The following is a 23,034-nucleotide window of genomic DNA, read 5'->3' as shown; positions in this document are numbered from 1 at the left end:
ACTTCCCTTTGATGGCAATCGAGTGATCTCATTCTCCCCCGCCCATACTGGGAGGATCCCGATCAGCAATAAAACGAGTGAAAGGGCAGATCCTATAGAAGCCGAAGATCTCCTCTCCCTTCGTCGAAGACAAAGCGTTCTTCTCATGGCGCGCGCGTCCCGAAAAATTGTTCGAGATCCCGCTGAACCTGATCCGGGCTGATCCCAAGCGGCGGAGGGGGGACACCCTCCGGGTTCGGAGTCAGCGCTCCCGAGCTTTGGGCCTGAGCAGCCAGCTCATCCGGGTCGGGGGGATCGGCCATGATGTCGGCGTAGTATTCCGAGAAATCGACCCGCTCGAAGTCGATCCGCTGAAGCTCCTCCACCGTCAGCCCCCGGCAGTCGGGGGCCTGCGGCGTCCCCCAGCCGATCCCAAGCTGACTCCTCCCCTGCTCCTGGATGATCCGGGTCAGCTTCGACGAGAAGCAGCAGAATCCGGTCGATCGCTCCACGCAGACGGTTGTGAACTCCAGATCAACCCGCCGGCTGCAGTAGGTCCCGACCTCCACGCACTGGCCCGCATTCCGGTGGGCCTGAAGGGTCTCTTCGGCGCTGTTGCAGCCGAGAAGGAGGGTCTCCAACGCGCAGCAGTCCCTCGTGACTCCGCTGGCGATCGTCTTCCGGCAGAATTCTCTGCTTCCGGTGAAGATGATCACCGGATCGCCGGTATGATCGTCTTCCGCAGCGGCCAGCGCCCCGATGTTGCTTGCGGCCAGCGGGAGATCGGTGTTGGGGATGGAAGCCGTATCGGCGCACTCGTTCGGATCGAGGCATCGGATCCCTTCCACGCTTCCCGGACAGATCGTCTCGATCCCCTCCTCGGCGCACCGCTCCTGATGGGTCTGGGTGGTGCAGGCGTAGCTCTCCTGACGGCTGAAGCACTGGCCGTATGCATTGCTCAGAAGACAGCTGCCCCCATGAATGGTGCAGGAGGGCTGGCTCCGGTAGGCAGCGCAGCCGTCGATCTGCCGGGCGGGATCGATACAGACATAGGAGCGGGTGCAGGAGGCCGACGTACACTGCTCATTGATCAGAGCGCACCGCTCGTTCATGAAGGAGCTACAGGCCGCTCGAACCGTCTCAGGGGAGAGCGGCGGCGGGGGGAGATCGAACCGGTAGGTGTAGGTATACGAGGGGAGTTGCGCGCCCCCCCTTCCACAGGTGACCACCAGGACCGACTGGTCCGGCGAGGAGATCGTGACGGAGGCGCTGGGGCATCCCCGTCCCGAAGCGCTCACATCGAGGCGCATCACGGTGGGCGAGGCCGACAGGGTGAGGATTTCAATCGTGTGCCAATCTCCGATCCCCCCTCCGGAGCCCGATCCTCCGCAGTTGCGGTGTAAATCTCCTCGTGGGCCGGTGTCGAGGAGCTGGAGGTGATAGACCGTCGCGCTCGCCCTGTGAATCCTCGCATAGAGGTGATGATCGACGCAGAGGGAGCCCGAACCATTCCCCTGCACGGTTGTGGGTCGCGGCAGGGGATAGCTGCACTGCCCTCCCGTCTCGGCATATTCGATGGTGCAGGCGATCTGCTGTGTTGTCGTGATCGTCTCGGTGACAGGATTGGTGCAGACCCGCCGGGTGATGCAGGACTCCCCGCTGGCCGCCCCTTCGGAGAAGGTCACGATCGGATCGTCCGGGGCAATTGTAATTCGGGGGCGGAGATTGTAGGATTCCTGGAGAAACCGGCCGCTCTCGGTCGCGGAGAGGGCATTCTCCCCCTGGGGGGTCAACTGATCTGGATTGTCGAGGAAAAAGCTCCCCTGCGTCTCGGCATCCGACTGCGCTTCAGGGGTCAGGCCGGGGATGCCCCGGCTCTGACCATCAGTGATCAGGGCATTGGCGGCATCCTTCCCCTTCGGCGCCGTACTGCCGAAAGACCTCCCTTCCTGAAGGGCCTCTTCAAAGGTCATCTGAGCAGAGGCGAGCGCGGGCGTCCATACTATCAAACCGGTGAACAGGAAAATCCATCTGGACATGGCCTGCGGTAATCCGCGTCGAACCATTGCATTCCTCACTTTGTAAAAAATCCCTCGCGAAGCTTCTTTAAGTACCGGTCCACCGATGGCGCAGAGCGGGCCAGATTTTCCAAACCCGCCACCAGTGGAATATCTCCCACCCTTTTCCAGTACCTCGGCACAGGTTCACAGTGCTCGCAGGAGGGGTTGACCCCTTCCGCGTAGACGAGCGCAGGAACCTCGGTGATGTCGTAGAGCCGGAACAGAAGGGGATCGATAAGGACCTCCACCTTCCTCCCCCCGATCAACTGTTTCAGCCTGAGGAGCGACTCCTTGGGCGATCCTTCCGGCAATCCACGCAGCACCGCGACCAGGCCGATCTTCTCTCCATCGGAAAAGGCCGCCTGGATACTCTCCTCCGGCATCGAGAAAGAGAAGAAATAGTAGAGCCTGTCGACGGCTTGAGCCGGGTACGGCATTAAGAGGATGGCAACGGTGAAGCCCATCATCAGGATCCGTTTCGAGTGGCTGGTTCCGGGCTCCGGGTTAAATCTCTTAACTCCAAACCCCGAACTCGAAACTCGCAACTCGCTTTCACAGCACACAGCAATCTCTCTTTCTCCAAACCAGATAAACAAAATCCTCCCCCGCCACCGGAAATGAAGCGCCGATCCCCCAGACAAAATCGCTTCTTCCGATGGGAAAGACCTTCCCCACCTTGGGATAGACCAGCTGCAGCTTGTACTGGCTCTTGCGGATAACCGGCATCGGATACCTGTTGCACAGCCCCGCCTTCCCAACGGTTCCGAGCAAAAGTCCCTCCCGGTGGAGCTTGAAGAGCATCCGGGAAGCAACCAGCGCGGAGGCCTGGGGAGGACCGGCATTGCCGGCGGAGAGCGCCCCGTTCAAGGGATAGGTCCCTCCCCAGCAGCCGCTGCACCAGAAGAGGGGGTCCAGGGAAAATCCCGCCGTCGCGGCGGCGCAATCGGCGGCGCAGACCGCAATCGAGGCCGGGTTGGCAAAGAGAAACACCTCCGGCGTCAGCAGCGCGGCCAACTCCGGCGAGTTCCAGAGGGGATCGAGTTCCGTGATGTAGCCGAGGTCAAATCCGCCGGTTTGCAGACAGGCAAAGTCCATGACCAGCCCGATCAGGTAGAAGATCGGATAGGCATAGAAGTGGGCCTGGTAGAAGGCCTGGTGATCGCGGGCCCCGTGTGAGCCGGTATTGGTTCCGAAACCCTGGATCGTGGATGAAAGATCGACCCCGCCTAGGGAGGGAAAGCAGTAGGGGTCCCGTGTGACCTCGATTAGGTAGACCGGTTCCCAGAAAGAAACAGGAATACCGGGGGTCAGATTCAACGGCGGCGGCCGGTCGGCACAAAAACAGACCGGGGACTGGTTTACAGTCTCGGTATCCTCCTGGCCGAAGCCCGCCACCGTGACCCCGCCGATCTTGATGGGAAAGATCCCCGTCCAGTCGACATCGGTGACGGGATTGAAGACCCGGCCGGGGCAGGCGGAGGTATCCTGAACTGCTGCGAATAGCAAGAGGGTTAAAATGAACGTGACGATGACCCAGCGATTCCTCCTCATAACTCGAACTCCTTCGGTTTGGTGGTGAGATCAGTGTAGTGGGGAAAGGAGTTCCAGGAAGAGAAGAAATCGGCCAGGATCAAGGCATTTCTGGCGGTGTTTCTGAATCGGACTTTCTTGTTTTAACTGATGGAACTCTATCTTGTATCTAAAACCGGTTTAACTCGTCGTGGATTCATTTTTAGTCACTGTAAGATCAAGCATCCTTCCTGAAACAATCGGACAAAGAGCAACTCTTAATATGGTAGAATTCACCGGTAAATCGTTACCAATTGAAGACTATATACGATTTTTCTCTGAAAAGTTGTTGCGTATGATTGTTGGTAATCACAGCCCCATCCCCGAACTGAAGTCCACAGAAATGCCACAATACCCGGACTAATATCAAGGCAATTGCGGTTCTATATCAATAGCGTTGCGGTTTGGAATCTGATTCGTTACTATCCAAAATTAGATATCAACTTACTGGCGTCGGAGAAAAGACTGTGATGAATCGAAATGTTTTAAAGCTCCCGTTCATCCTGGGTGTGCCACCAGATTGGATCTGTCCGACTTGCACAAGGGGCGTACTGCGCATTAAGAAGGCATCTTTCTTCAAAGAAGAACGTTATGGGTCGAGAAACCGCTCTCAGAAGGACTGGGATCCCGAATGGATTGAGTATGTGTATTCATGTCTCCTGATCTGCACAAATGATCAATGCCAAGAGGTTGTTGCTAACACGGGTATTGGTTCTCTTAATTTGGACTGCTACGAGGATGAGAATGGTAAATGGGTTCAAGAATACCATGACCTCTTCAGACCCAAGTTCTTCGAGCCTCATCTCATACTACTAGACATTCCTGAAAAGTGCCCAGAGTCTGTCTCGTCGCCGCTCCATGAGTCGTTTACATTGTTCTTTTCCGTACCGAATGCGGCGTCCAACAATGTTCGGATCGCCATTGAGGAGTTACTCACCCACCTTAAGGTAAAGCGATTTAACATAATAAAAGGTAAACGCAGGTTTATAAGCTTGCACCAAAGAATCTATCTGCTCCCACCGAAGTATGCTCACCTCAAGGATCTTATCCTCGCGATTAAGTGGTTAGGCAACTCCGGAAGTCATGGAAATGGTGACGCGAAAGGAGTAATTACGATGGACGACGTTATGGATTCGTATGACCTTATCGAACACATCTTGCATGAGATTTATGCTCCGAAGACCAAGAAACTCGTGGCTTTGGCAAAGAAGGTGAACAAGAGGAAGGGGCGTATGAAGGTCCTCTCACTCCCTTTTTAAGCCACTGACAAGTAAAGGTTTTGAGTATTTCTGGTATAGGTTCATTTATTCGACGTTGTGATATTCGTACGAATTTCTATCCCGCATTCTTTTAGCTCATCCTTTTAGCCTACCTTCTTCCTGAACTCCTTAATTTTAATAAACTGCCCAAATATGCAGATTCCAAATGGAAATAAAGATTCGACCCATTTCTCTTCCACACCCATGTCTGAATCTAGATGGAAAGGAACCGCGGAGTCCAGTCGATCGGCTGATGTCGATGCCCAATTGCCTGTAGCCATAATGGGATTATGCCGGTCGCCCCATAACGGAATAATGCAGATCGGTATTTGTCGCCAACAATAGGTTCCTATAGGCCTTGACAAGTTCCCGATAAAGAGTGAATATATCTCCGATTGTTGGAAATTCAAGGACCAAATTATACCTTCCGGCTCACTCAATAGTTTTCCACACGAATAGAGCAACATGGACACTAAGGTAAGGCGGTCGTGGGAGGAGTTCTTGAATCCTGAGGTCATGCGGCCCCGCCTGATGGCGGCATCCATCTACATCGCTGGCTTCCAGGCCCTAAGGGACTCCGTCGTAGGGCGTATTCGCGACTTCTTTTGGGTGGGCTTCGATAAATCAGGCGATAAGATTGATCCGAAGTACATGTCGGACGTCTTGTCCCGGAATAAGAGTCCCCTCTATGCCAGCCTTGACTGGTTGAAGGAAATGAACGCGATCAATGACCACGACCTAAGTACGTTCGATCGCGTCAAGGCTTGCCGCAACACCCTCGCACACAAGCTGTTCTCCGCGCTGGGCACGGAGGGTTTGCCAGCTGATTTCGAGCAGTGCTTCACCGATATGGTTTCGCTGCTACGCAAGATCGAAGTGTGGTGGATCACCAACGTTGATATTCCGACCAACCCCGACTACGACGGCAGCGACATCGATGAAGACGGACTCATTCCGGGTCCGGTCATGGGCATGCAACTTCTCTTCGACATCGCCCTTGGAGACGACAAGCAGAGCAAGTTCTACTATAATCAGTTTCGCACGGGCCCTGGGAGTGGCTAACACGCCAATTAGCGGACCCGACCTTTGGATGGCCTCTGATTGGCAGGAAGCTGTGTAATTTTTCCACCATTGCCGCTGCGATCGAAACCGAGAAGGTGATGATGACTTCAACCGATCAGTGATAGTGGCACTGATATCAATTCGGTGATGAGATCGTGAGTGTCCTAAAAGAAATCCTTGAATGGTCGAAAGGCCGCCCGGCATGGCAGCGCGACGCGCTACGGCGCCTCGTGCTGAATGGCGAGCTCTCCAACGATGATGTCCACGATCTGACCGAGATTTGTAAAAGCGCGCATGGCCTGGCCGATCAACAAGATGTCGTTCCATTGGCAGCAGATCACATACCCGACCAAGGCACGGGATTGGGGCGAGTCACACTGTTGTCAATTTTTCATCATCGCGGAGTGAACGCGCTGGCAGAGGACCAGACGTTGAAGTTCGGGCCCAGCCTCACTGCGGTTTATGGTGACAACGCAGCCGGCAAGACCGGGTACATCAGGATCCTCAAGAGCGCGTGCCGCGCGAGGGGAACAGAAGAAATCCTGGGTAACGTCGTGTCTGGCGCAGCCCCGCAAAAGCCGGCCGTCGCGATTAAGTACGAAGTCGGAACGGACGCGAATATACGGGAATGGGCTGGCGGAGGTGGAGATGAATTTATCTCACGCGTCAGCGTTTTCGATAGTCAGTGCGCCGCCGTTTATCTTACAGAAAAGACCGATGTCGCATTCCGGCCTTTTGGCCTGGACCTGTTTGACAAGCTCGTCAAGGCGTGCCGATTGGTACGATCGCAGCTGGAGAGTGAACAGAGTGTGCTCCGCTCGGCGGCAATCACTGCTTTTCAGACACCAGAAGGAACATCGGTCGCAAGGCTTTTGGCCGGATTGTCCTCGCTGACGAAACCGGATGCGGTGAAAGCTCTTACGCTCCTGTCTCCAGAGGAAGAATCCCGCCTTTCGCTACTGGAAAGGTCGCTCGTGGACTTGCAGGCCAACGATCCCGAGAAACTGGCGCGGCAACTAACGCTCCGCGCCGGAAGGGTCCGCTCCCTTGCCCGGCATCTAAAAGATGTGGAGATGGCGCTGTCGGCAGACGCCGTATCGGGCGTGTTCGAGGTGCGGAAAGAATCCGGGCGAAAGGGTGAAGAAGCACAACGCCTCCGGAATGCTACGTTTCCGGAAGGGTTGTTCACGGGAACGGGATCGGAGCGTTGGTCGCTTCTGTGGGAGTCGGCCCGTCAGTTCTCGGAAGAACTGGCTTATCCCGGGCAAGCATTCCCTGTTGTGAACAATGGCGCGCGCTGCGTGCTATGCCAACAGGACCTTGATCACGCCTCTGGCCACAGGCTCAGGCAGTTCGAAGCGTTTGTCATTTCGAAAACGGAACAGGAACTCCGGGAAGTCCGGGGAGAATTTGCACGGCTACAAAAAGCTTTTACCGATCTCAAGACAGCGAACGACACTGCCGACGAGGCAGTCAAAGAAATTCGCATCGAGTACGAGTCCCTCGCTGACAAAATATCCGATTTTCTTGCCGCGAGCGAAAAACGAAGACTGAGTGTGATCGAAGCGCTATCTATGGGGAAGGAGAGTCCTTCCGATCTTCCCGCGTTAGTAGCTGTATCGCAGGAGACCGACGCGCTTGCCGAACACCTTCAAGAACGGGTCAAGACGCTCCGAAGCAGTTCGAACGAAGAGCAAAAGAAGGCCATGACCACCGAGGTGCAGGAATTGAGCTCCCGCAAGGTCCTCGCAAAGCATGAAGAGCAGGTCCTGGCCGAAATCGAGCGCAAAAAGAAAGTGGCTGCCTATGAGCTATGCCTCAACGATACGAAGACCCATACCATAACGCAAAAGAGCTCGGCCGTGACCAAGACTTCGGTCACGCAGAGACTCAAGAAGAGCTTCCAAGATGAACTGGGTCGTCTTTCCTTCCGGCATGTCGAAGTCGAGTTGAAGGAAGTCGGCGGAGAACAGGGAATCCTCTATCACAAGCTTATCCTGACCAGGGCGCCGGGCGTAGACCTGCCCAAAGTCGTCAGCGAGGGCGAACAGCGCTGCCTATCCATTGCTGCTTTCTTTGCAGAGCTTAGCACGGCGGATGACCCGTCCGGAATTGTGTTCGATGATCCGGTGTCATCCCTCGATTACAAATGGCGAGAGGGTGTTGCTCGACGGCTCGTTGAGGAGGCAAAGACACGGCAAGTCATCGTCTTTACACATGACATCGTGTTCTTGCTATTCTTGAGGCAGTTGTCCGATGAACTCGGGGTCCAGCAACTTGATCAACACGTCCGGCAACTCTCCAAGGGCTCGGGTGTCTGCGCGGAGGAATTGCCGTGGGTAGCGCTCAAGGTGTCAATGCGGATCGGCCATCTGAAGAAACTCATTCAGGACGCGGAAAAACTGCACCGCGACGGACATCAGTCGGCTTATGAGAGAGAAGCCAGCGTCATTTACGGTTACCTGCGCGAGGCGTGGGAGCGCGGCCTTGAGGAGGTTCTTCTCGGAGGTGTCGTCGAACGCTATAGACCAGGCGTGCAGACGCAGCAGGTCACCAAGATTGCGGATATCTCGGAAGAAGATTGCAAGGCCCTGGAAGCCGCCATGACGAAATGCTCCAAATGGCTGCCCGGCCATGACCAGGCTGCAGCGGCACGGGCCGAAGTTCCGGAGCCGAATGTTCTCAAGGCTGATATCGATGCGCTGGAAAATTGGGTGTCCGGCATTCGCAAGCGCCGCAAATGAGGTCGCCGGGAAGCTGTCATAAGGAGCGCGGCCGGGAACACCCGGGCTAATACGACCCTGTCCGGTCGATCGGGACGGCGGCGAGACATAACAACCGGTCATAGCGGCCCGTCCGTTGCAGCCGGAGCATTATCCCTCCTTTCTTTCCGAAATTCTCGGTTCTTAGTCTTCTACAATATATTGAATCGTAGGTGAAAGTGTCGGTCTAGACTTATTCAGATATTGATTTGATTGTCTCGTTTCCCCTCATTCAGCCTGCCGCACCCTGCACTTCGTCCCCACCGCGTGAAGGATCAGCATCGATCTCTTCCCATCGCCAACGTGATGGTAAGAGAGCCGCAAACCCAGAATGGCATTGACGCCGGGATGCTCCGACGCCTTCCGGATCATCTCCGCCGTGGCCCGCTCCTCCAGCCGGGCCGATTCCTTTTCAAAAGTCCCCACCCGGCCGCCGAAGAAATCGCGGAACGCCACAAACCACCCCCGCATGAAATTGATCCCGCAGGAGACATGGGCGGTGACCAGCCCGTTGTATGATTCCACACGATACCCATCCAGCAGATCGACTGTGGCAATCAATATCTCTCCATTCATGGAAGGGCCACCTCCTCGATTTCGATCATCCCGCCTTTGGAGGACAGCATTACCGGCGCCCGTTCGATGGCGAACCGATCAAGGAGCGCCTTCGGAGCCGGATAGACCGGCCTGCCGAGCCGCTGACTCAGCTCAAAGACATCCCCGGACGTGATGAGGGCCAGAGGACTTTCCTGAAGTCCGGCCGCCCAGCCTACCTGCTTTTTCTTCATCCCGTTGATGATGACGATGGGCCGGAAAGCGGGAAAACGTTCCAGAGGATTGACGCGGGCGCCGGCCGGAACCACGATCTTTCCGGTGTGATCCGTCACCGGCCGGCCGACCTGTACGGAGGGGTCCACCGTATACGTTCGGGGAACCTTCACCTCGGAAAGATCGATCTCCGGCATCTTCTGTTTGATTGCCTCCCTGACCTGATCCCTGGAGAAGGTCAGGGGCCTTTCTCTCAGATGCTTCTCCGCCTGCCGCGGAAGCCAGGTGGACCAGTCCGGCTCGATGATCGGATAGAAGACCGGCCCCAGACGCTCCACCGGACCGACAGACCCGCTTCCACGAAGTGGAAGCGTGAACAACGCAAGCAGGATCATCGCCATCACGGCTTTAGTTTTTCTTCTCACTTTTCTCCTCCTCCATCTGCTCCACAAAGACTTCTACCCGGCGGTTCTTCCCCCGGCCTTCCTCTGTATCGTTGGGCGCGACGTAACAACAGAGGGGTCGTCCCCCCACGGTAATACTCCCCTTTGGAATCCCATTCCGGATAAAGTAGTCGGCAACTGCCTCCGCCCGTTCCTCTGCAAGTTTCGTGTTGACCTCCACGGACCCCGCTCCATCGGTGTAACCGGCAATGACGATCCGAAGCGTGAGCGGATCGACTTCTTTGATCCGATCGAACAGTTCATCCAATACCTTTGAAGTCTCCTCGGTCAGTGTTGCATCCTCTTTATCGAACAGAACAGTGGCCGCAATCGTCTCAGGAAGTCTCTTCTTGAGGATCGCGGGTTGTTCCACAATCGGCTCCTCCCGGACCGGCTTCGGCAGTTCCGGAAGGAAGAAACGCTCCGTAAATTTCTGTTGCGGGACAGGACAGAAGTCTTTTTCCCGGCAGAGGAAGAACTGTTCCGAAACCAGATAAGCCACCCCCTGCGATGGCGGAAAGGGATGCCTCATCGGAACGACCAAGGGAGACTCCCTGTTCTTGAAATACGGATCCCGCGTCTCTTCCTTTGCCGTGCCGGCGCAGCCTGCCAGAATACCGCTGGTGATCAGAACAAAGATGATCGATTTCATGTGACCTCCTCAAAACAGGGGGATGACTTTTCCCACAATCCTTTCTCTTTCGGCCAGCCCATAGTACCGGCTGTCGTAACTGTTCGGAACTCCGGCGTAGAGAAAGTAGAACCCCTCCGGGATCGCCCCACGGAAGTAAAACGGCTCCACCGGCCTTCCCTTGCTGTCGGTCGCCCGCACGGTATCGAGGAACGCCCCGTTCAGCCAGACGGTCCGGTCCTCCCCGATCTCCAGACGATCCCCCGGCCCTCCCCGGACCTCTTTGACGAAAAGGGTCCCCTCTTCGTAATACCGGCTTCCGGGAAAGCAAAAGGCGACCAGATCGCCCCGCCCGAACGGCCGATCCCCGAGAATGAGGAACAGCCGGTAGGGCTGTGAGCGTGTCAGGTTCACCCCAACCGAGACGCCGTAAAGCAGCATCACGAAAAAGAGACTGGCCAGGACCAAGGCGGTCCCAAGAGCCAAATATCGCCACTTCCTCTCACCCATCACCTATCACCCATCACTCATCCTTCTCTTTCAACCGCTCTTCAATCTGCCGTGTGAGATCCGGGAGTCTCCTGCTCACCACCGCCGCCCTGTTCAGAATCACCCGCTCCTCCCCCATCTCGGAGAGAAGCTGCGCCAGCCGGTCCATCCGTCTTGCCACCGCTCTCTCCACCCCCTCCGGATCGGCCGCCTCTTTCAACGCCCCCGCCCGCAGCCGCTCGACGATTCCGACCAGATCGACCGTCGCCAGCGCGAGGCGCGGCTCCGGCGGCGGCAGAAGCTTCATGATCAGCACCGCTCCCATCACAAGAGATCCGATCATCGCACTGACAAATCCGACTGCGATTACTCTAAACATCGCTCAATCGCCTCCACCAGACTCAAGCCCTCTTTCCGGTATGCCTCGATCCGCGCGAACTCTTCCGCGCGTGTCGTGTAGACGAGTTGGGTGAACCGGTCGACCATCAGCCGGCCGATCCCCGATCCGGCGGGGGTCCGGACGTAGACCTCGGAGTATCTTCCGGGAAGGGTGTGAAGAGTGGAGAGGAGCCGGAAGAGGGCCTCATCCATCATCACCAGGTTCTTTTCTCTCAGAGACATCAGGCTCTCCTCCTTCTGACGGAGGAGAAAGAGATGATCGCTGCTGGCGAGCGCGGCCGTGCCTGCGGAGGTTCTGGCCAGGTCGTCCACCCCCTGCGTGATCGTGAGGATCCCCCCGCCATACTTCCGGAAGCGCCGGTAACCGTGCTCGATGAACTTGGCGGCGTTCCCCTCCCCCAGCAGATCCCACGCCTCGTCGATCATCACCAGCTTTCTTCTGGACCGGTCCCCTTCATACATCTCGGTCTGGATGGTGTACATGAGGAGAAGGAGGACCGCCCCTTTCAGATCCCCTTTGGATCGGAGCTCTTCCAACTCCAGGACCACAAAGGGGGACTCGGAGAGGGACTTCATCTCCCCTTCGAAGAAATGGCCGTAGCGCCCTCCTTTGGTGTAGGGATAGAGCATGGTGGCCAGGTCTTTCGCCCGCGCATCGTCCATCCGGTTCAGTTCCTCCGCCACGGCGGTGATGGTCGTTTGCGCGGCCCGTCTCTCATGGGCCTGACGGATCGCCTTTTCCACGAAGGAGCGTTCCAGATCGGAGAGCGGTCGGGAGGGGGAGGCCATCTGGCCGACGGTCGGGATCAGAAGATCGATCTCCTCTTCCAGGTTCCGGATCCGGGAGAAGATATTGAGACAGGGGGGCTTCTCCGGCCTGAACTCGATGAAGTCGCCCCCTAAAAGATGGCAGAGCTTCAGGTAGCTTCTCCCGATGTCGATGACCCAGACCCGGCCCCCCGCCGCCAGATAGGTCAGGCAGAGCTCGTTGACCAGAAAGCTCTTCCCGCTGCCGGGGGCCGCCGCGACCACGGCGTTGTAATTGCCGGGGGAGTCGAAGAGGTCGACCAGCATCATCTGGCCCCTCCGGGAGACAAGAAGGAGTCCCGGAGAGCCGGTCCCCTTCCAGTCGGCGCAGACCGGGGAGAGGACGGCGCCGTTGGAGGAAAGGAGCGTCCTTCCGCGCCTGAGAAGCTTCCGCTCCGCCTCCGGCGCGAGCCCGGAAGGAAGGCTCGCCAGAAAGAGGGGAAGGGTAACGAAATGATCTTCCTGAAGAATGAATCTGTTTTTCCGGAAGAGGCCGTGGACCTGCTGGGAGACCAGATCGAGCGCCTTCTCCTCTCTGCCGTAGAGGACCAGATGGAGATAGCCCCGGATCAGCCGGTGGCCGTTGCCGATCCCCCTCAGCAGGAGGTCGAAGTTCTCCTTCTTCTCCTGGATCTTCGGGAGGATCCTTGCCAGAAATCCGACCGACTGGTAGGTGACCAGCCCCGCCTTCTGCTCGACGGCCCGGACATCCTTGTCCTGATCCAACAGCACGGCATTGAAGGCGAGAAGAAAGGGGGTGGCGATCTGATCGATCCCCTTCACGGCGTTCCCGATCACCTGGTTGAGCGTTCCGGCCGGTTCGGTGGGATACTGTTTCACCGAAAAGCTTTTGACCACGCGGCGATCCAGAATCAACCGGTCCGCTTCAATCCGCAGGGGGCTGTCGGCGAAGATCACCTGCTCCCGGATCGGAAGAGACGGATCCCATGCCGGAATCCTCTCCGTGGGATGATCCGGGTTGAGCAGCTCGAAGAGGAGGGCGATCAGCCCCTGGGCGGAGAGCTTCCGGGGATAAAGGCGCATCGAGACCAGCAGCCCCTCGATCTTGGCGGAGATCTCGGAGGCCCTTCGGACCCTCTCCTCCGGCGGTGCCTGATCGGGATGGACAGGGAGCCCGACGCTGAAGAGGAGCCGGAAGTTCCTCAGCGGCGCTTCTCCATCGGCGCCGTCCATCCGGCGGAGCATTTCGGTCCGGCGTTCGGCCATCTGTCTGAAGAGATCGCCCCTCTGCCGGGCGTCTCGCCAGAGGGAGAGAAGCGCCTCGACGTTCGGGGAGGCGTAGAGGAGGACCTGAATCGTGGTCCCCGAAGGGAGGAAACCGGCGGCGTAGAGCGCCTCCAGGACCTGCAGGGTCTCCATCCCGGCGCCGACCTTCGGAAGGCACTCGAAGATCACCGCCGGGCCATGATCGGCGATGTAAATGCCGGACGCCGGATCCCAGGCCTCGTAGGGGAGGTAGGAGGAGAGGCTCTCCCGGGCAAAGAGCGCTGTGAGCTTCTCACTGCTGATCATCGCCCTCCCCTCTCTCGGGCCGGGACAGCTGTTCGGAAAGCCCCCCTTCTGGCGGGATAATCCCAGGACGGGAAGCCAGCCCCGATTCGAGCTCCTGCAGACCGACCGCCCAGGCGCCGTGATCGACCACCACGTAAAGGTCCCCTTCCTGATGCAGATCCCCCTCCTCATCGATCCAGGGGGCGACCCAAACCCGCAGGACCTTCGGGGCCGACCGGAGCGGGACCGCTGCAGAATCAGGGGCCGGGGGTCGGGGGCCGGGGGTCAGTGAAAGATTTTCTTCTGCCGATCTCGAATCCCTGGACCCCGGTCCCGGCCTTTCCCGATCTCCGACCCCTGGCCCCCGACCCCCGTTACTTGAATAGACCTCGGAGATCGGTTTGCAGGTCACCCCATCTGGGGCCGGGCAGCCGTATTTCACGGCACAGCCCGAAAGCGCTCCCGCCAGAGTGAAAGAGAAGAGCAGAACAGCCCGCAGTTTCATCGTTTTCCCTCCCCCTTCGTTTGATCTTTTCCGGTCCGGTCTGCTTCGAGACAGAGCACGATCAATCCCGGAACGATCGGAACCAGCAACATCGAGAAATAGAGCCACTCCTGCAACATCCTTTTACCTCCCTGTTCAGTCGTTGGGTTTTTATGTATCCCTTTCCGGGAAACCGGGTTAAGGGGCCTTCTTCTCCAGCAGCCGGGCCAGTTCCCTGGCCGGCCGGTAGCCTTCGATCACGCTGCCGTCTTCCAGGATCACGGTCGGCGTGGCGCGAAGTCCGAGCTTTGCCGCCAGCGTCAGCGTCCGGTCCACCGGATGCTCGCAATTCCGGAAAGGGAGAGGCTGCTTGGACATGACGGCATCGAGCGCCGCAATCCGGTCTTCGCTGCACCAGGCCGAGACCGATTTCCGGTAGGCGAGCGGGTGCAGTTCGGTCAGTGGGAAGAGAAAAACATACACGTCCGCATCCAGATCTCTCAGTTCCGGGTGGATCTTCTGGCAGAAGGGGCAGTCGGGATCGGCAAAGACGGCGATTCTCTGTTTCCCCTTCTTGTAGAGAATCGCGTCGGCAAGCGGCAGGTCGTCGAACCGAATCCGCTCCCTCCCCATCCGATGGGCCTGCGTCAGGTTCTCCTGGGCAACCAGGTCGTACAGCTCCCCCGTGAAGAGATACCGGCCGCTGCCGTCGAGGTAGAGAACACCCTGCGAGGTCGTCACGATATAGACCGTCGGGCTGATCTCCAGGGTCTCGACATGCTGGATCTCCACCCGGGGAAGGGCCTTCTGGACGACCGGCAGGATCTCGTCGGCAAGGGCGGAATACGGAAGAATTCCGGCGATCATGGCGACGCAAACCATCCACGGTAAAACAGAGCGGGTCTCATTCACATGCAGTGTTCCATCCTGTCGCTTCTTCATTTCGTCTTCTCCTCTATGGTATGTAACGGCCTCCCCTGAAGGACAACGACGTCGACCTTCCGGCCGGCGTCGATCTCGATGACCGGGAAGATCCGCTCGGCCATCCGGATGTAATACTGCGAGAGCCGGTCGGCGGAGCGGCTGACCCCGGTGAGGGCCCCCATCTCTAGTGCCCGGTCGGGATCGACCGTCTGCGTTGTTCCCAATGGGGAGACAGCGACGGTCGTGGCCGAGAGGGAAAACGCCTTCGACACCCCTTCGGCAAAACCGGCCAGCAACGCCTTGGAGATGATCTGTCCCTCTTTGGAGACCACCCGGCCGCGCAGGCCGTTCTTCCCATCCTCCCCAGCGACGAATCCCTTGAGAGGGACATCGATGCTGTTGCCGTCGCTTCGGACGCAGGAGAGGCCCACCGTCCGGATATAGGCCCGCTCGGAGGAGAGGTCCCCGTAACCCTCTCCGGTGACGAAGCACTCTTTGATGTCAAACCGGAAGCGATTGGGAAGGACCGCCAGATTCGTCAGCTTGATGAGGACCGGGTGGGGTTCCCTGGAAGAGTTCACCCCCGCCGGAGCGTCAAGGCCGGAAAGAAGAACGCCGGAGATAAAGCTTCCCGAAGGGAGATAGATCTGCTCCTCTTTTTTTGCGCCTGCCGGCTCCTTCGCCGGAGCGGCGCCAGTCTCCGGCAGAAAGGTACGGATCGACCGGGCGGTCTGCGGTGGAGCCTGTGGGGAAGGAGCGGGCGGCTTCTGGGCCGCCGGTCTGTTTAGATCGAGCGGCGGAAAAGAGGGGATCGGGGGAAAGTCCCTTTGAGCCGGTTGTCCCTTGGGAGGCTCAGGGGGCCGTTTCTCTTTCTCTTTGACCTGCTCCGTCAGGACTTTCAACTGCTCCGCGATCTCCTTCTGCTGCGTCTTGACCGTCTCCAGTTCTTTCTCCGCCGTCGCCCGCCAGCGCTCCTTCTCCACGTCGGCGTTTCCAAGAAGGTTGACCTCCACCTTTTTCTTTGCCGGGGCCGGCTCATCCCGGCCGGTCATCATCATGAAGATGACAATGAGAATGCCGGCGAGGACGGCCAACCCGAGGAGATATCTGCCTGAAAGCTTTTCTGTCAGATTCTTGATGTTCATCGGTCCGCCCCTTCGACCCGGAAGAGCCGGGTCGCACTACCCGGCCCGACATGATGCGCTTCAATGGCAATGGCGCGGGTCCCCTGACGGGCAAAGAGCGTCTCACGGTAGACGCGGGGCTCCTTCGTGGGATTGGAGAGCCGGTACTCGGTGACGGCCAGATCCCTCCCGGTGTAGCGCCAGACCGCAATCAGGGAACATTCGTTGACGGGGCACTCCTCCCTGGCATCGGCGATCAGGATCGCGTCATATCCGGAGAGGGGCACGTGGTTCGCCGCCGCCCGGATCAGCGACTTGATCTGCCGGATGTAATCCCCGGACCCGGGAGCCGGGTGAAGTTCCGTCCCGCCCCGGATCACGATCGTCTCCGCCGGGATCGGTGCGGGGATCAGAAGCAGGGTGTAGGTCTCCCTCTCGGTCAGGAGGTGAAGCTCCACCGGACCCGCGATGGTCGGAGGGATATTGACATAGGCCTCGTTCCCGTCGACCGTGACCTCGATCGGCTTGTTGGAGAAACCTTTCCTCAACCGGTGCGGGGCCACAAAGCGGTTCAGGTCCCGGTTGCTGACCCGGACAATGGCTGTTTCATTCCCTGTGACGGTTTGAAGCGCCGATCCCGGCCGTGGGAGTAAGAACAATCCCAGCGACATAAGGCCGGCCATGACGAATCTCGTAACTGATTTCATAAGTCATCACCTCTTCGGATGTCTGGTTCTTGCCGACAAAACGCTTCAGGAGGCCGGTGGCCCGGGCGATATTTCCTTTGACCTCCACCTCCTGGATGTAGAAGACCTGGGAGAGGTCGTTCTTCACGGCCCGCTCCCCCTGCGACAGAAGCTGCGCCTTCACCGACCCGTACTGCTCCGGGGCCACGTGGTGAAGAAAGAGGGAGAGCTGGGGGTCCAGGGTTCTGGGATGGAAACTGGTCACCAGGGGAAGAAGGAACCGGGTCATCTGCTTGAGGTACTCCGGGCCGGCCTGCCGGTCGCTGATCCATCCCTCCTGCACTTCACCCAATCCTGGCGGGACCAGGACAATCCGCTGCCGCCGCGCCAGCTCGATGAGAAAGAATCCCTCCGCGATCAGCGCCACCGTCAGGACCAGGATCACGAATTTCAGCAGGCCCTGTTCCCTCTTGCCCGCCCGGTACTGATTCAGCTCCATGAAATACTCCCGGCCCCCGCTTCCCTCACTCAACCATCTCCCGGATATATCCCGGCGGGCTTCCCTTCACGATCCCAGCCCGGTAGAGGGCGTGCCAGAAATAACCCTCCGCCTTTCCCGATCTCAGCTTTCTGAGCGCCCGTCCTGAGACGAGCCCGGCAACCCCGCCCCAGAACGGATAGCCCAGAAGAATGCCGAAACAGAAACTTCCGATCATGATGAGGGCCTCATCCAGATCCCAGAAAAGAAACTGGGAGGGATCGTCGATATATCTCGGAATCTGTGTCTCCATCCGTTTCTCCCTTCCTTCTCCGGCCCCCGTCTCTCTCGATCAAAACGTCGCCGTCACCACCCCCTGGATCGCGCCGGGCCCAAAGGCCAGGATCAAGGCCATGGCGATCCCCATCACGGCAGGACCGGCGCTCTGGTAGTAGATCGCCATCCCGGCCCCGACCAGCACCGCCCCGACCGCCAGCGATTTCCCAAGGAAACCCTGGGTCCAGTCGAGGATCTTCTGGAACATCGGCTGAAACTCGGTATCCGCCGTCCCAGCCAGCGCCATCGCCGGGACCAGCGCGATCGCAATGAGAAGCACGGCCACCATCCCCACCCACTTTTTATTTTTCAGACTCTTCACGGTTTGATTCCTCCCTGTCATTTGCGGCGACACCATATCGCCGTTGAGGGATACCTTACCGGAGGGGCCGTCCTTCGGATTGCCTGAATCGGGACAGGGAAGGGAGATTTCTGGCAGGGTTTGGGTTCAGGAAGGCAAGGGAAGATGGATTACAGTGGAAGGGTTCAGGGTGGGGGTTCGGATTGATGAAGCAACATCTTGCATCTGCTGCGCTGGCGGCCGTTCTTCTGGCGGGGATGACGCTGCGCGCCGAAGCCGGATTACCGGAGCTGTTTGAAGCCCAGATTGAAAAGAGCAGGGAGCGCACGGAGACGATCTCCAGTGGCCCTCAGTCGCCTCCTGCACAGGCCGGCGCTTTCTTCTCCGGGAAGATTCACCTCCAGCACCGTGAGGCAGCATGGGCCTCCTATCAGGCGGTTTACGGAAATGCCGGAGAGGAAGTCATTCTTCAGAAATTAAAAACCGTCCCGGAATGGGATGGCGTCGAGAAAATGGCTGGATCGACATGGCGGCTCTGGCTGGCGGAGAACCGACTGCGGTGGATCTTTCTGAGAGATAGCGCTTTTGGAATGCTGATGATCGTCCTTCCGGCCGGCGGGGCTGTTTGGTTGGGCCTTCGCCAGTGGGGAAACCGGAAAGGGGGAGAGGCCCTGCCGTCATTCTCCCGGCTCCCCGTCATTCCGGATCACCCTCTCGAGTTCCGTGTTCGCCTCTCCGATCCGAAAGAAACCCGGCTTCACCGGCAGGCGGCTGAACTCGGGGTTCTCTCTCCCCTGGTTGAGAAGATCCTCTCCGCGTTTGCCGCTTCTCCCGATCACCCCGCCTCCCTCTCGGACCATCTGAACATCCCCGGCGGTCTCATCGAGCATACCGCCCGGACCGTGGAGGCGATGGTCCGGATTGCCGAAGATCACCCGGAGGAGGGAAAAAGACTCTGTTACCTGATGGCCCTCTCCCATGATCTCGGAAAACTCTTTGCCTACCGGAAAGAGGGAGACCGGTGGATCGACCGAAAACTCCCTCATGACCGGATCTCCGCCCTGATCGTCGCCGGCCTTCCGGAGTTCTATAGCGAGATGACGCCGATCCACCGGGAGGCGCTCTTTTTATCGCTCCGCTACTACCACAACCCGGAGGAGCTTCCGACCGCCGCCCCGCCGCTGGCCTATACCCTGCTGGAGTTAATGCACAAGGCCGACGCCGCCTCACACGAAGCGGAGCAGCAACTCGGGCGGGAGCAGGTGGAGGGGGTCAAGCCTTATCTCTGGGAAGCGTTTCTCTCGGCGCTCCCCAAGATCAATGTCAATCGGTACAAGGGGGGCTATCCAGAAGGATTTACGGCCGGGGAGATTGTATTTGTCCTGGAGCATGCCCTCCGGGAGAGGACGCTCGATCAACTTCCACAGGAGCTGCAACAGCGGCTTCCGATCCGAAGACCCGTAGGCAAGCTCCATCCTGCCTGGCCGGTTCTGGTGGAGATGTTGAAAGAGAAGAAGGTTTTGATAGAAGAGGTCGAGGGGAGAAAGGCCAACCCCTCCGCCCTGTTCAATATCACCGCCAGCGGGACAACCTACAAGTGCGTGGTGGCCCTTTCATCGGAGGCCCTGATGTCACTGGCTCCGGAGGCGGTGGAGCGGTGGAGGCAGTGCCCGCCGTATGAGGTCCAGATCGCAGGGGGAAGGTATGGAGGATCGATCCAGAGAGCAGAATGAACCGATGACGCAGCCGCGCCGCGCCGGCAAGACCCGGCGCTGGCCACGGACGATCGGGATCACAGGGTTGATTGCGTCCCACCTCGCCTTCTTCCTCCCGCTCCGCGCGTTTGTGCCGGTTGCCCCTGAATCAGATCCCTGGTGGGGAATCGGCCTCGTCCTTGTGGACGAGATACTCTTCGTGATGGTGATCCACGCCGGAATCAAGAAATGGATGAGGACCGGAATCCAAAAAGGAGAGAAGTAGATGTCGGAAGCGGAACGCATCGACTATTTCGGGCCTCGTCCCGGCGTTGTCCTGGGATATAACGGAGAAAGCGGGAGGGAAATCTTTCTTTCCGACCGGCTGCTGACCCAGCACATGGCGGTGGTCGGCTCATCGGGGGCCGGGAAGACATGCTTTCTTCTCTCGCTCATCTATCAGCAGATCCGGCGGGGAGGGGCGGTGATCTTCATGGATGGGAAGCGGCGGCACTCCGGGTTTGCCAAGATGGCCTGGCTGGCGCAGGCCTGCGGCCGGGCCGCCGATCTGAGGGTGATCGATCCGCAGGATCCGACCCTCTCCCATGCCTACAATCCCCTCCTGGCCAAAGACGCGGAGAAGGAGGCGGGCGTCGTCGCCAGCAAGATACACAAGCTGATGCCTTCTGTCCCGGAAGGCCATCCCGCGTCGTACTATTCCAACCTCGCCTACGAGGCGATCCTCAAGATGGTCCGGGCGCTCCACCGGTTGAAGCGGAGCTTCAGCTACCGGGATGTCCTGGCACTGTTTGAAAGCCCCGACCAGGCCTTCCGGATTCTGAGGCAAGAGCTCTACAATGACAGCAATTTCGAATCGCTGATCGAGGTTGAGAAGTTCGTCCGGAAGTTCAAGACGATGGGGCAGATGAGCGATCTTCTCTCCGGGCTGATCTCTGAGTTGGGAGCGATTTCCAGTAGGCCGATGGGGGACTTCCTCTGCCGGCCGGTGAGCGATGTCGATTTCTACCAGGCGATTAAAAAAGGACAGATCATCTACGCCGCGTTGCCGAGACTCCAAGAAACCAAGAAATCCGAGAAACTGGGGAAGGTGATTCTGACCGATCTTCAGTCTTCCATCGGGGCGATCTACAGTGAAAAAGACTTCCAACCTCTGATGCCGGCTCTGGTCGTTCTGGATGAATTCGGCTCTTATGCCATCCCCGATTTCTCGGTTGTTTTTGAGCAAGCGCGGGAGGCCGGAATCGCGGTGGTGGCGGCCTTTCAGTTGACCTCCCAGCTTTCGGATATCGAGAAGGGACTCTCGAAAGGATTTCTGGAGACAGTGATGGGGAACACGGAAACAAAAGTCTTCCTGAAATTGAAGAGTCTGGAGTCGGCGCTCTGGGCCTCGGATTTCTTCGGGCAGGAGATCCGGTGGTTTGCCCAGGTCTCGGAAGGGCAATCGACTTCGGATAGCGAACAGGTGATCAGCCTGAGCCGCTATGTGAATCCCCGGCGGACCGAAGGGCAATCCTCATCCCTCGCTCAGCGGCAAATGTATGATCAGAAGGTCCGGCCGGAGATTCTTCTTCATCAACTCGAGGTGGGAGAGGCATTCATCAACTGGCAAAGGGAGCCGGTCAAGGTGAAGCTCTCCTGGGTGGAGCCGGAGATCCCTCCGGGATGGGATTATGCAAGGGTCCTTCCCCGCTTCAGGCGGAAAGAGCCGACGCCGTTGGGATTGTGGGAGAGGATTAATCGGAAGATCTACCAGGACATAAGGAACGAAATGAACAGAGAAAAAAAGGCTGAGTGATTTACAGGCAAATGGTTTCAATCAGGAAAGACAATCGATTATTAAATTACTCATACAACCATTTTACTAATGCCAAACGCACAATTCGCCTCAAATTTATAAACCTTGCAAGCTCTCCCATAGAAAGAACTCCTCCCCCTCCAACTCTATCTAGATGGAGAATCTTTCCACCGTGGCTTAGAGCAGATCGAACACTATAAAAAACCTTCAGGTGGCGATGCGCGTCAGAAGAATTTCCCAGAAGGCTTTCTAAAAATTCAGCAAACAATGATGTTGGCCCCTTACGAAGGGTGCTTTTACATGTCTCACATACCTCTGAGGAAGAAATTGACGGCATAATTGCTTCAACAGCTTGAATCAATGCTATGTAGGAAATTGACGAAGAGTAATCAAATATCATTGAAGAACGTTGAAAGTAGTATCCTGCACGCAGATAAGACTCCCTCTTCTCAATAGGGAGTGAAAAAAATCGGTCAAGCGACTCCTCAAAATTCTCTGGCAACTTCAAACCATCACTATTCAGGCTATCACACCGCTCAAGATAATATTTCTTTGATTCCTCAAAAGGAAGTGGTGGGAGGTGATCATTAGAAGAAAATTTATGAATTTTCCCCATATCCCCTAATGTATAGAATTCATTACAAAAGCCAACATCCCATCTCCTCGTCTTAGCGAACAAACGTTGCCAAAAAGATCTACGTTCTGGCAAGAGGACCCAATGTGATCGCGGCCTCTGCCCAAGACCATAAATAGAACCTTCAAGAAGACTAGAAAACAGATAGCTTAATTCTTCCGTGGTTTTCGTTCCTCTCATCATATTAATCTTAAAATTAGCACTTCCTGAATATTTCAGCTCTAAAACGAATGGGTATCTAGCAAAACCAAAGTCATGGCCTGGGCCAGGCATGGGGCTTTCAGGCGGAGGCGGTAGAATTTGAAACTTATCTTTGTATCTCCAACTTCCCTGTATAGGAGTGGAGCTGAAGAGAACACCTCGATGAAAGTGATCACCGGTTAGCTGGAGAAGATTCTGCTCAATTTTATTATGGATTTGTTCCAGATCTTCATCTGAGAGAGCAGGACCTTGAATTACTTTTGTTATGTGTCCATTTTTGATTGTAAGACGAAGAGCAAAATTTTCTTCACCCTTAGGCTGACCCGATCGAAAAAAAGTGATGGTATTATCTTCTTCTCTCCGTTGGTGATAGGCTGGAGGCATCTGCCATATCATTTCAGAAAGATCGACTTCTGGTCCTCGCAAATAATCAGTGACATCCCGTGGCATAGCAGGTTAACCTACAATCCGTTGGCAGACCGACAGCGACGCCCGGACCTAATCAGGTTGATCGTCACGCCCGGAGCAATCCTTACCCTGCGCCAAAAACGAAAGGCCATTGTTTTATTTGTCCGAGTTTTGAGGTGCTTTCATCTCAGAAAGCTCTCTCCATCCC

At 57.4% G+C, this 23,034-nt stretch carries 24 protein-coding genes; 6 read left to right on the top strand and 18 right to left on the bottom strand.

From position 1 onward, the window contains the following. Window positions 1-143: 143 nt before the first annotated feature. The 3 genes from traN to MNODULE_RS19180 all read right to left on the bottom strand — a co-directional run bounded on the left by traN (window position 144) and on the right by MNODULE_RS19180 (window position 3,590). Window positions 144-2,018: a conjugal transfer protein TraN gene (gene traN / locus MNODULE_RS19190; RefSeq protein ID WP_168062786.1), complete on the bottom strand. Its 1,875-nt coding sequence runs from the start codon at window positions 2,016-2,018 to the stop codon at window positions 144-146. Window positions 2,019-2,053: 35 nt separating this feature from the next. After that, a complete protein-coding gene (trbC, locus tag MNODULE_RS19185; protein ID WP_168062785.1) occupies window positions 2,054-2,506 on the bottom strand; it encodes a type-F conjugative transfer system pilin assembly protein TrbC in 453 nt (150 codons plus the stop codon). A gap of 85 nt (window positions 2,507-2,591) precedes the next feature. After that, entirely contained in the window at window positions 2,592-3,590 is a 999-nt protein-coding gene (locus MNODULE_RS19180) for a TraU family protein (RefSeq protein ID WP_168062784.1), read from the bottom strand. A gap of 488 nt (window positions 3,591-4,078) precedes the next feature. Between MNODULE_RS19180 and MNODULE_RS19175 the strand changes: the two genes are divergently transcribed. The 3 genes from MNODULE_RS19175 to MNODULE_RS25315 all read left to right on the top strand — a co-directional run bounded on the left by MNODULE_RS19175 (window position 4,079) and on the right by MNODULE_RS25315 (window position 8,673). Next, the gene (locus MNODULE_RS19175) at window positions 4,079-4,867 is read left to right on the top strand and encodes a DUF4145 domain-containing protein (protein ID WP_168062783.1); all 789 of its coding nucleotides are present in this window, start codon (window positions 4,079-4,081) and stop codon (window positions 4,865-4,867) included. A gap of 501 nt (window positions 4,868-5,368) precedes the next feature. Then, a complete protein-coding gene (locus MNODULE_RS19170; RefSeq protein WP_168062782.1) occupies window positions 5,369-5,929 on the top strand; it encodes a hypothetical protein in 561 nt (186 codons plus the stop codon). A 155-nt stretch (window positions 5,930-6,084) separates the two neighbouring features. After that, entirely contained in the window at window positions 6,085-8,673 is a 2,589-nt protein-coding gene (locus MNODULE_RS25315; RefSeq protein ID WP_168062781.1) for an AAA family ATPase, read from the top strand. Window positions 8,674-8,919: 246 nt separating this feature from the next. Here the strand turns inward: MNODULE_RS25315 and MNODULE_RS19160 are convergent, their stop codons facing one another. Genes MNODULE_RS19160 through traA form a run of 14 tightly spaced genes read right to left on the bottom strand, consistent with a single transcriptional unit; the run spans window position 8,920 to window position 18,094 of the window. Further along, window positions 8,920-9,267 carry a YbjQ family protein gene (locus MNODULE_RS19160; protein ID WP_168062780.1) on the bottom strand — a complete coding sequence of 116 codons (348 nt, stop codon included), beginning with the start codon at window positions 9,265-9,267 and terminating at the stop codon, window positions 8,920-8,922. Next, window positions 9,264-9,884, bottom strand: coding sequence for a hypothetical protein (locus tag MNODULE_RS19155; RefSeq protein WP_168062779.1), 621 nt, complete (start codon window positions 9,882-9,884; stop codon window positions 9,264-9,266). Before MNODULE_RS19155 ends, MNODULE_RS19160 begins: the two co-directional genes overlap by 4 nt. Beyond that, window positions 9,868-10,554, bottom strand: coding sequence for an OmpA family protein (locus MNODULE_RS19150; RefSeq protein WP_168062778.1), 687 nt, complete (start codon window positions 10,552-10,554; stop codon window positions 9,868-9,870). Before MNODULE_RS19150 ends, MNODULE_RS19155 begins: the two co-directional genes overlap by 17 nt. Window positions 10,555-10,563: 9 nt before the next feature. Further along, window positions 10,564-11,043: a S26 family signal peptidase gene (locus MNODULE_RS19145; protein WP_168062777.1), complete on the bottom strand. Its 480-nt coding sequence runs from the start codon at window positions 11,041-11,043 to the stop codon at window positions 10,564-10,566. A gap of 13 nt (window positions 11,044-11,056) precedes the next feature. Further along, on the bottom strand, window positions 11,057-11,401 hold the full coding sequence (locus MNODULE_RS19140) for a TrbI F-type domain-containing protein (protein ID WP_168062776.1): 345 nt from the start codon (window positions 11,399-11,401) through the stop codon (window positions 11,057-11,059). Then, entirely contained in the window at window positions 11,389-13,761 is a 2,373-nt protein-coding gene (gene traC, locus MNODULE_RS19135; protein WP_168062775.1) for a type IV secretion system protein TraC, read from the bottom strand. The genes MNODULE_RS19140 and traC overlap by 13 nt, the downstream gene beginning before the upstream one ends. After that, window positions 13,748-14,245, bottom strand: coding sequence for a type IV conjugative transfer system lipoprotein TraV (gene traV, locus MNODULE_RS19130; protein WP_168062774.1), 498 nt, complete (start codon window positions 14,243-14,245; stop codon window positions 13,748-13,750). Before traV ends, traC begins: the two co-directional genes overlap by 14 nt. After that, a complete protein-coding gene (locus MNODULE_RS25140; protein WP_272953298.1) occupies window positions 14,242-14,364 on the bottom strand; it encodes a hypothetical protein in 123 nt (40 codons plus the stop codon). The genes traV and MNODULE_RS25140 overlap by 4 nt, the downstream gene beginning before the upstream one ends. Window positions 14,365-14,422: 58 nt before the next feature. Then, entirely contained in the window at window positions 14,423-15,166 is a 744-nt protein-coding gene (locus MNODULE_RS19125) for a DsbC family protein (protein ID WP_168062773.1), read from the bottom strand. After that, the gene (locus MNODULE_RS19120; protein ID WP_168062772.1) at window positions 15,163-16,293 is read right to left on the bottom strand and encodes a TraB/VirB10 family protein; all 1,131 of its coding nucleotides are present in this window, start codon (window positions 16,291-16,293) and stop codon (window positions 15,163-15,165) included. Before MNODULE_RS19120 ends, MNODULE_RS19125 begins: the two co-directional genes overlap by 4 nt. Next, window positions 16,290-16,955: a TraK domain-containing protein gene (locus tag MNODULE_RS19115; protein ID WP_168062771.1), complete on the bottom strand. Its 666-nt coding sequence runs from the start codon at window positions 16,953-16,955 to the stop codon at window positions 16,290-16,292. The genes MNODULE_RS19120 and MNODULE_RS19115 overlap by 4 nt, the downstream gene beginning before the upstream one ends. Further along, window positions 16,879-17,490, bottom strand: a complete 612-nt coding sequence (locus MNODULE_RS19110; RefSeq protein ID WP_168062770.1) for a TraE/TraK family type IV conjugative transfer system protein — start codon at window positions 17,488-17,490, stop codon at window positions 16,879-16,881. Before MNODULE_RS19110 ends, MNODULE_RS19115 begins: the two co-directional genes overlap by 77 nt. Continuing rightward, the gene (traL, locus tag MNODULE_RS19105; protein WP_168062769.1) at window positions 17,483-17,749 is read right to left on the bottom strand and encodes a type IV conjugative transfer system protein TraL; all 267 of its coding nucleotides are present in this window, start codon (window positions 17,747-17,749) and stop codon (window positions 17,483-17,485) included. Before traL ends, MNODULE_RS19110 begins: the two co-directional genes overlap by 8 nt. Before the next feature lie 39 nt (window positions 17,750-17,788). Then, a complete protein-coding gene (traA, locus tag MNODULE_RS19100) occupies window positions 17,789-18,094 on the bottom strand; it encodes a TraA family conjugative transfer protein (RefSeq protein WP_168062768.1) in 306 nt (101 codons plus the stop codon). Window positions 18,095-18,279: 185 nt separating this feature from the next. Between traA and MNODULE_RS19095 the strand changes: the two genes are divergently transcribed. The 3 genes from MNODULE_RS19095 to MNODULE_RS19085 are packed head-to-tail and all read left to right on the top strand — an operon-like array spanning window position 18,280 to window position 21,583. Then, a complete protein-coding gene (locus MNODULE_RS19095) occupies window positions 18,280-19,806 on the top strand; it encodes an HD domain-containing protein (protein WP_168062767.1) in 1,527 nt (508 codons plus the stop codon). Beyond that, on the top strand, window positions 19,778-20,053 hold the full coding sequence (locus tag MNODULE_RS19090) for a hypothetical protein (protein WP_168062766.1): 276 nt from the start codon (window positions 19,778-19,780) through the stop codon (window positions 20,051-20,053). The genes MNODULE_RS19095 and MNODULE_RS19090 overlap by 29 nt, the downstream gene beginning before the upstream one ends. Next, window positions 20,054-21,583 (top strand): type IV secretory system conjugative DNA transfer family protein, encoded by a 1,530-nt coding sequence (locus MNODULE_RS19085; RefSeq protein ID WP_168062765.1) that lies wholly within the window; start codon window positions 20,054-20,056, stop codon window positions 21,581-21,583. 46 nt (window positions 21,584-21,629) lie between these two features. On the opposite strand, the gene MNODULE_RS19080 is transcribed toward MNODULE_RS19085, so the two are convergent. Continuing rightward, window positions 21,630-22,868, bottom strand: a complete 1,239-nt coding sequence (locus MNODULE_RS19080; protein WP_168062764.1) for a hypothetical protein — start codon at window positions 22,866-22,868, stop codon at window positions 21,630-21,632. Window positions 22,869-23,034: the final 166 nt, after the last annotated feature.

This window comes from Candidatus Manganitrophus noduliformans (assembly GCF_012184425.1).
Taxonomy (GTDB): domain Bacteria; phylum Nitrospirota; class Nitrospiria; order SBBL01; family Manganitrophaceae; genus Manganitrophus; species Manganitrophus noduliformans.
The sequence above is the reverse complement of the archived record's forward strand: the minus strand, read 5'-3'. Positions and strand labels throughout refer to the sequence as shown.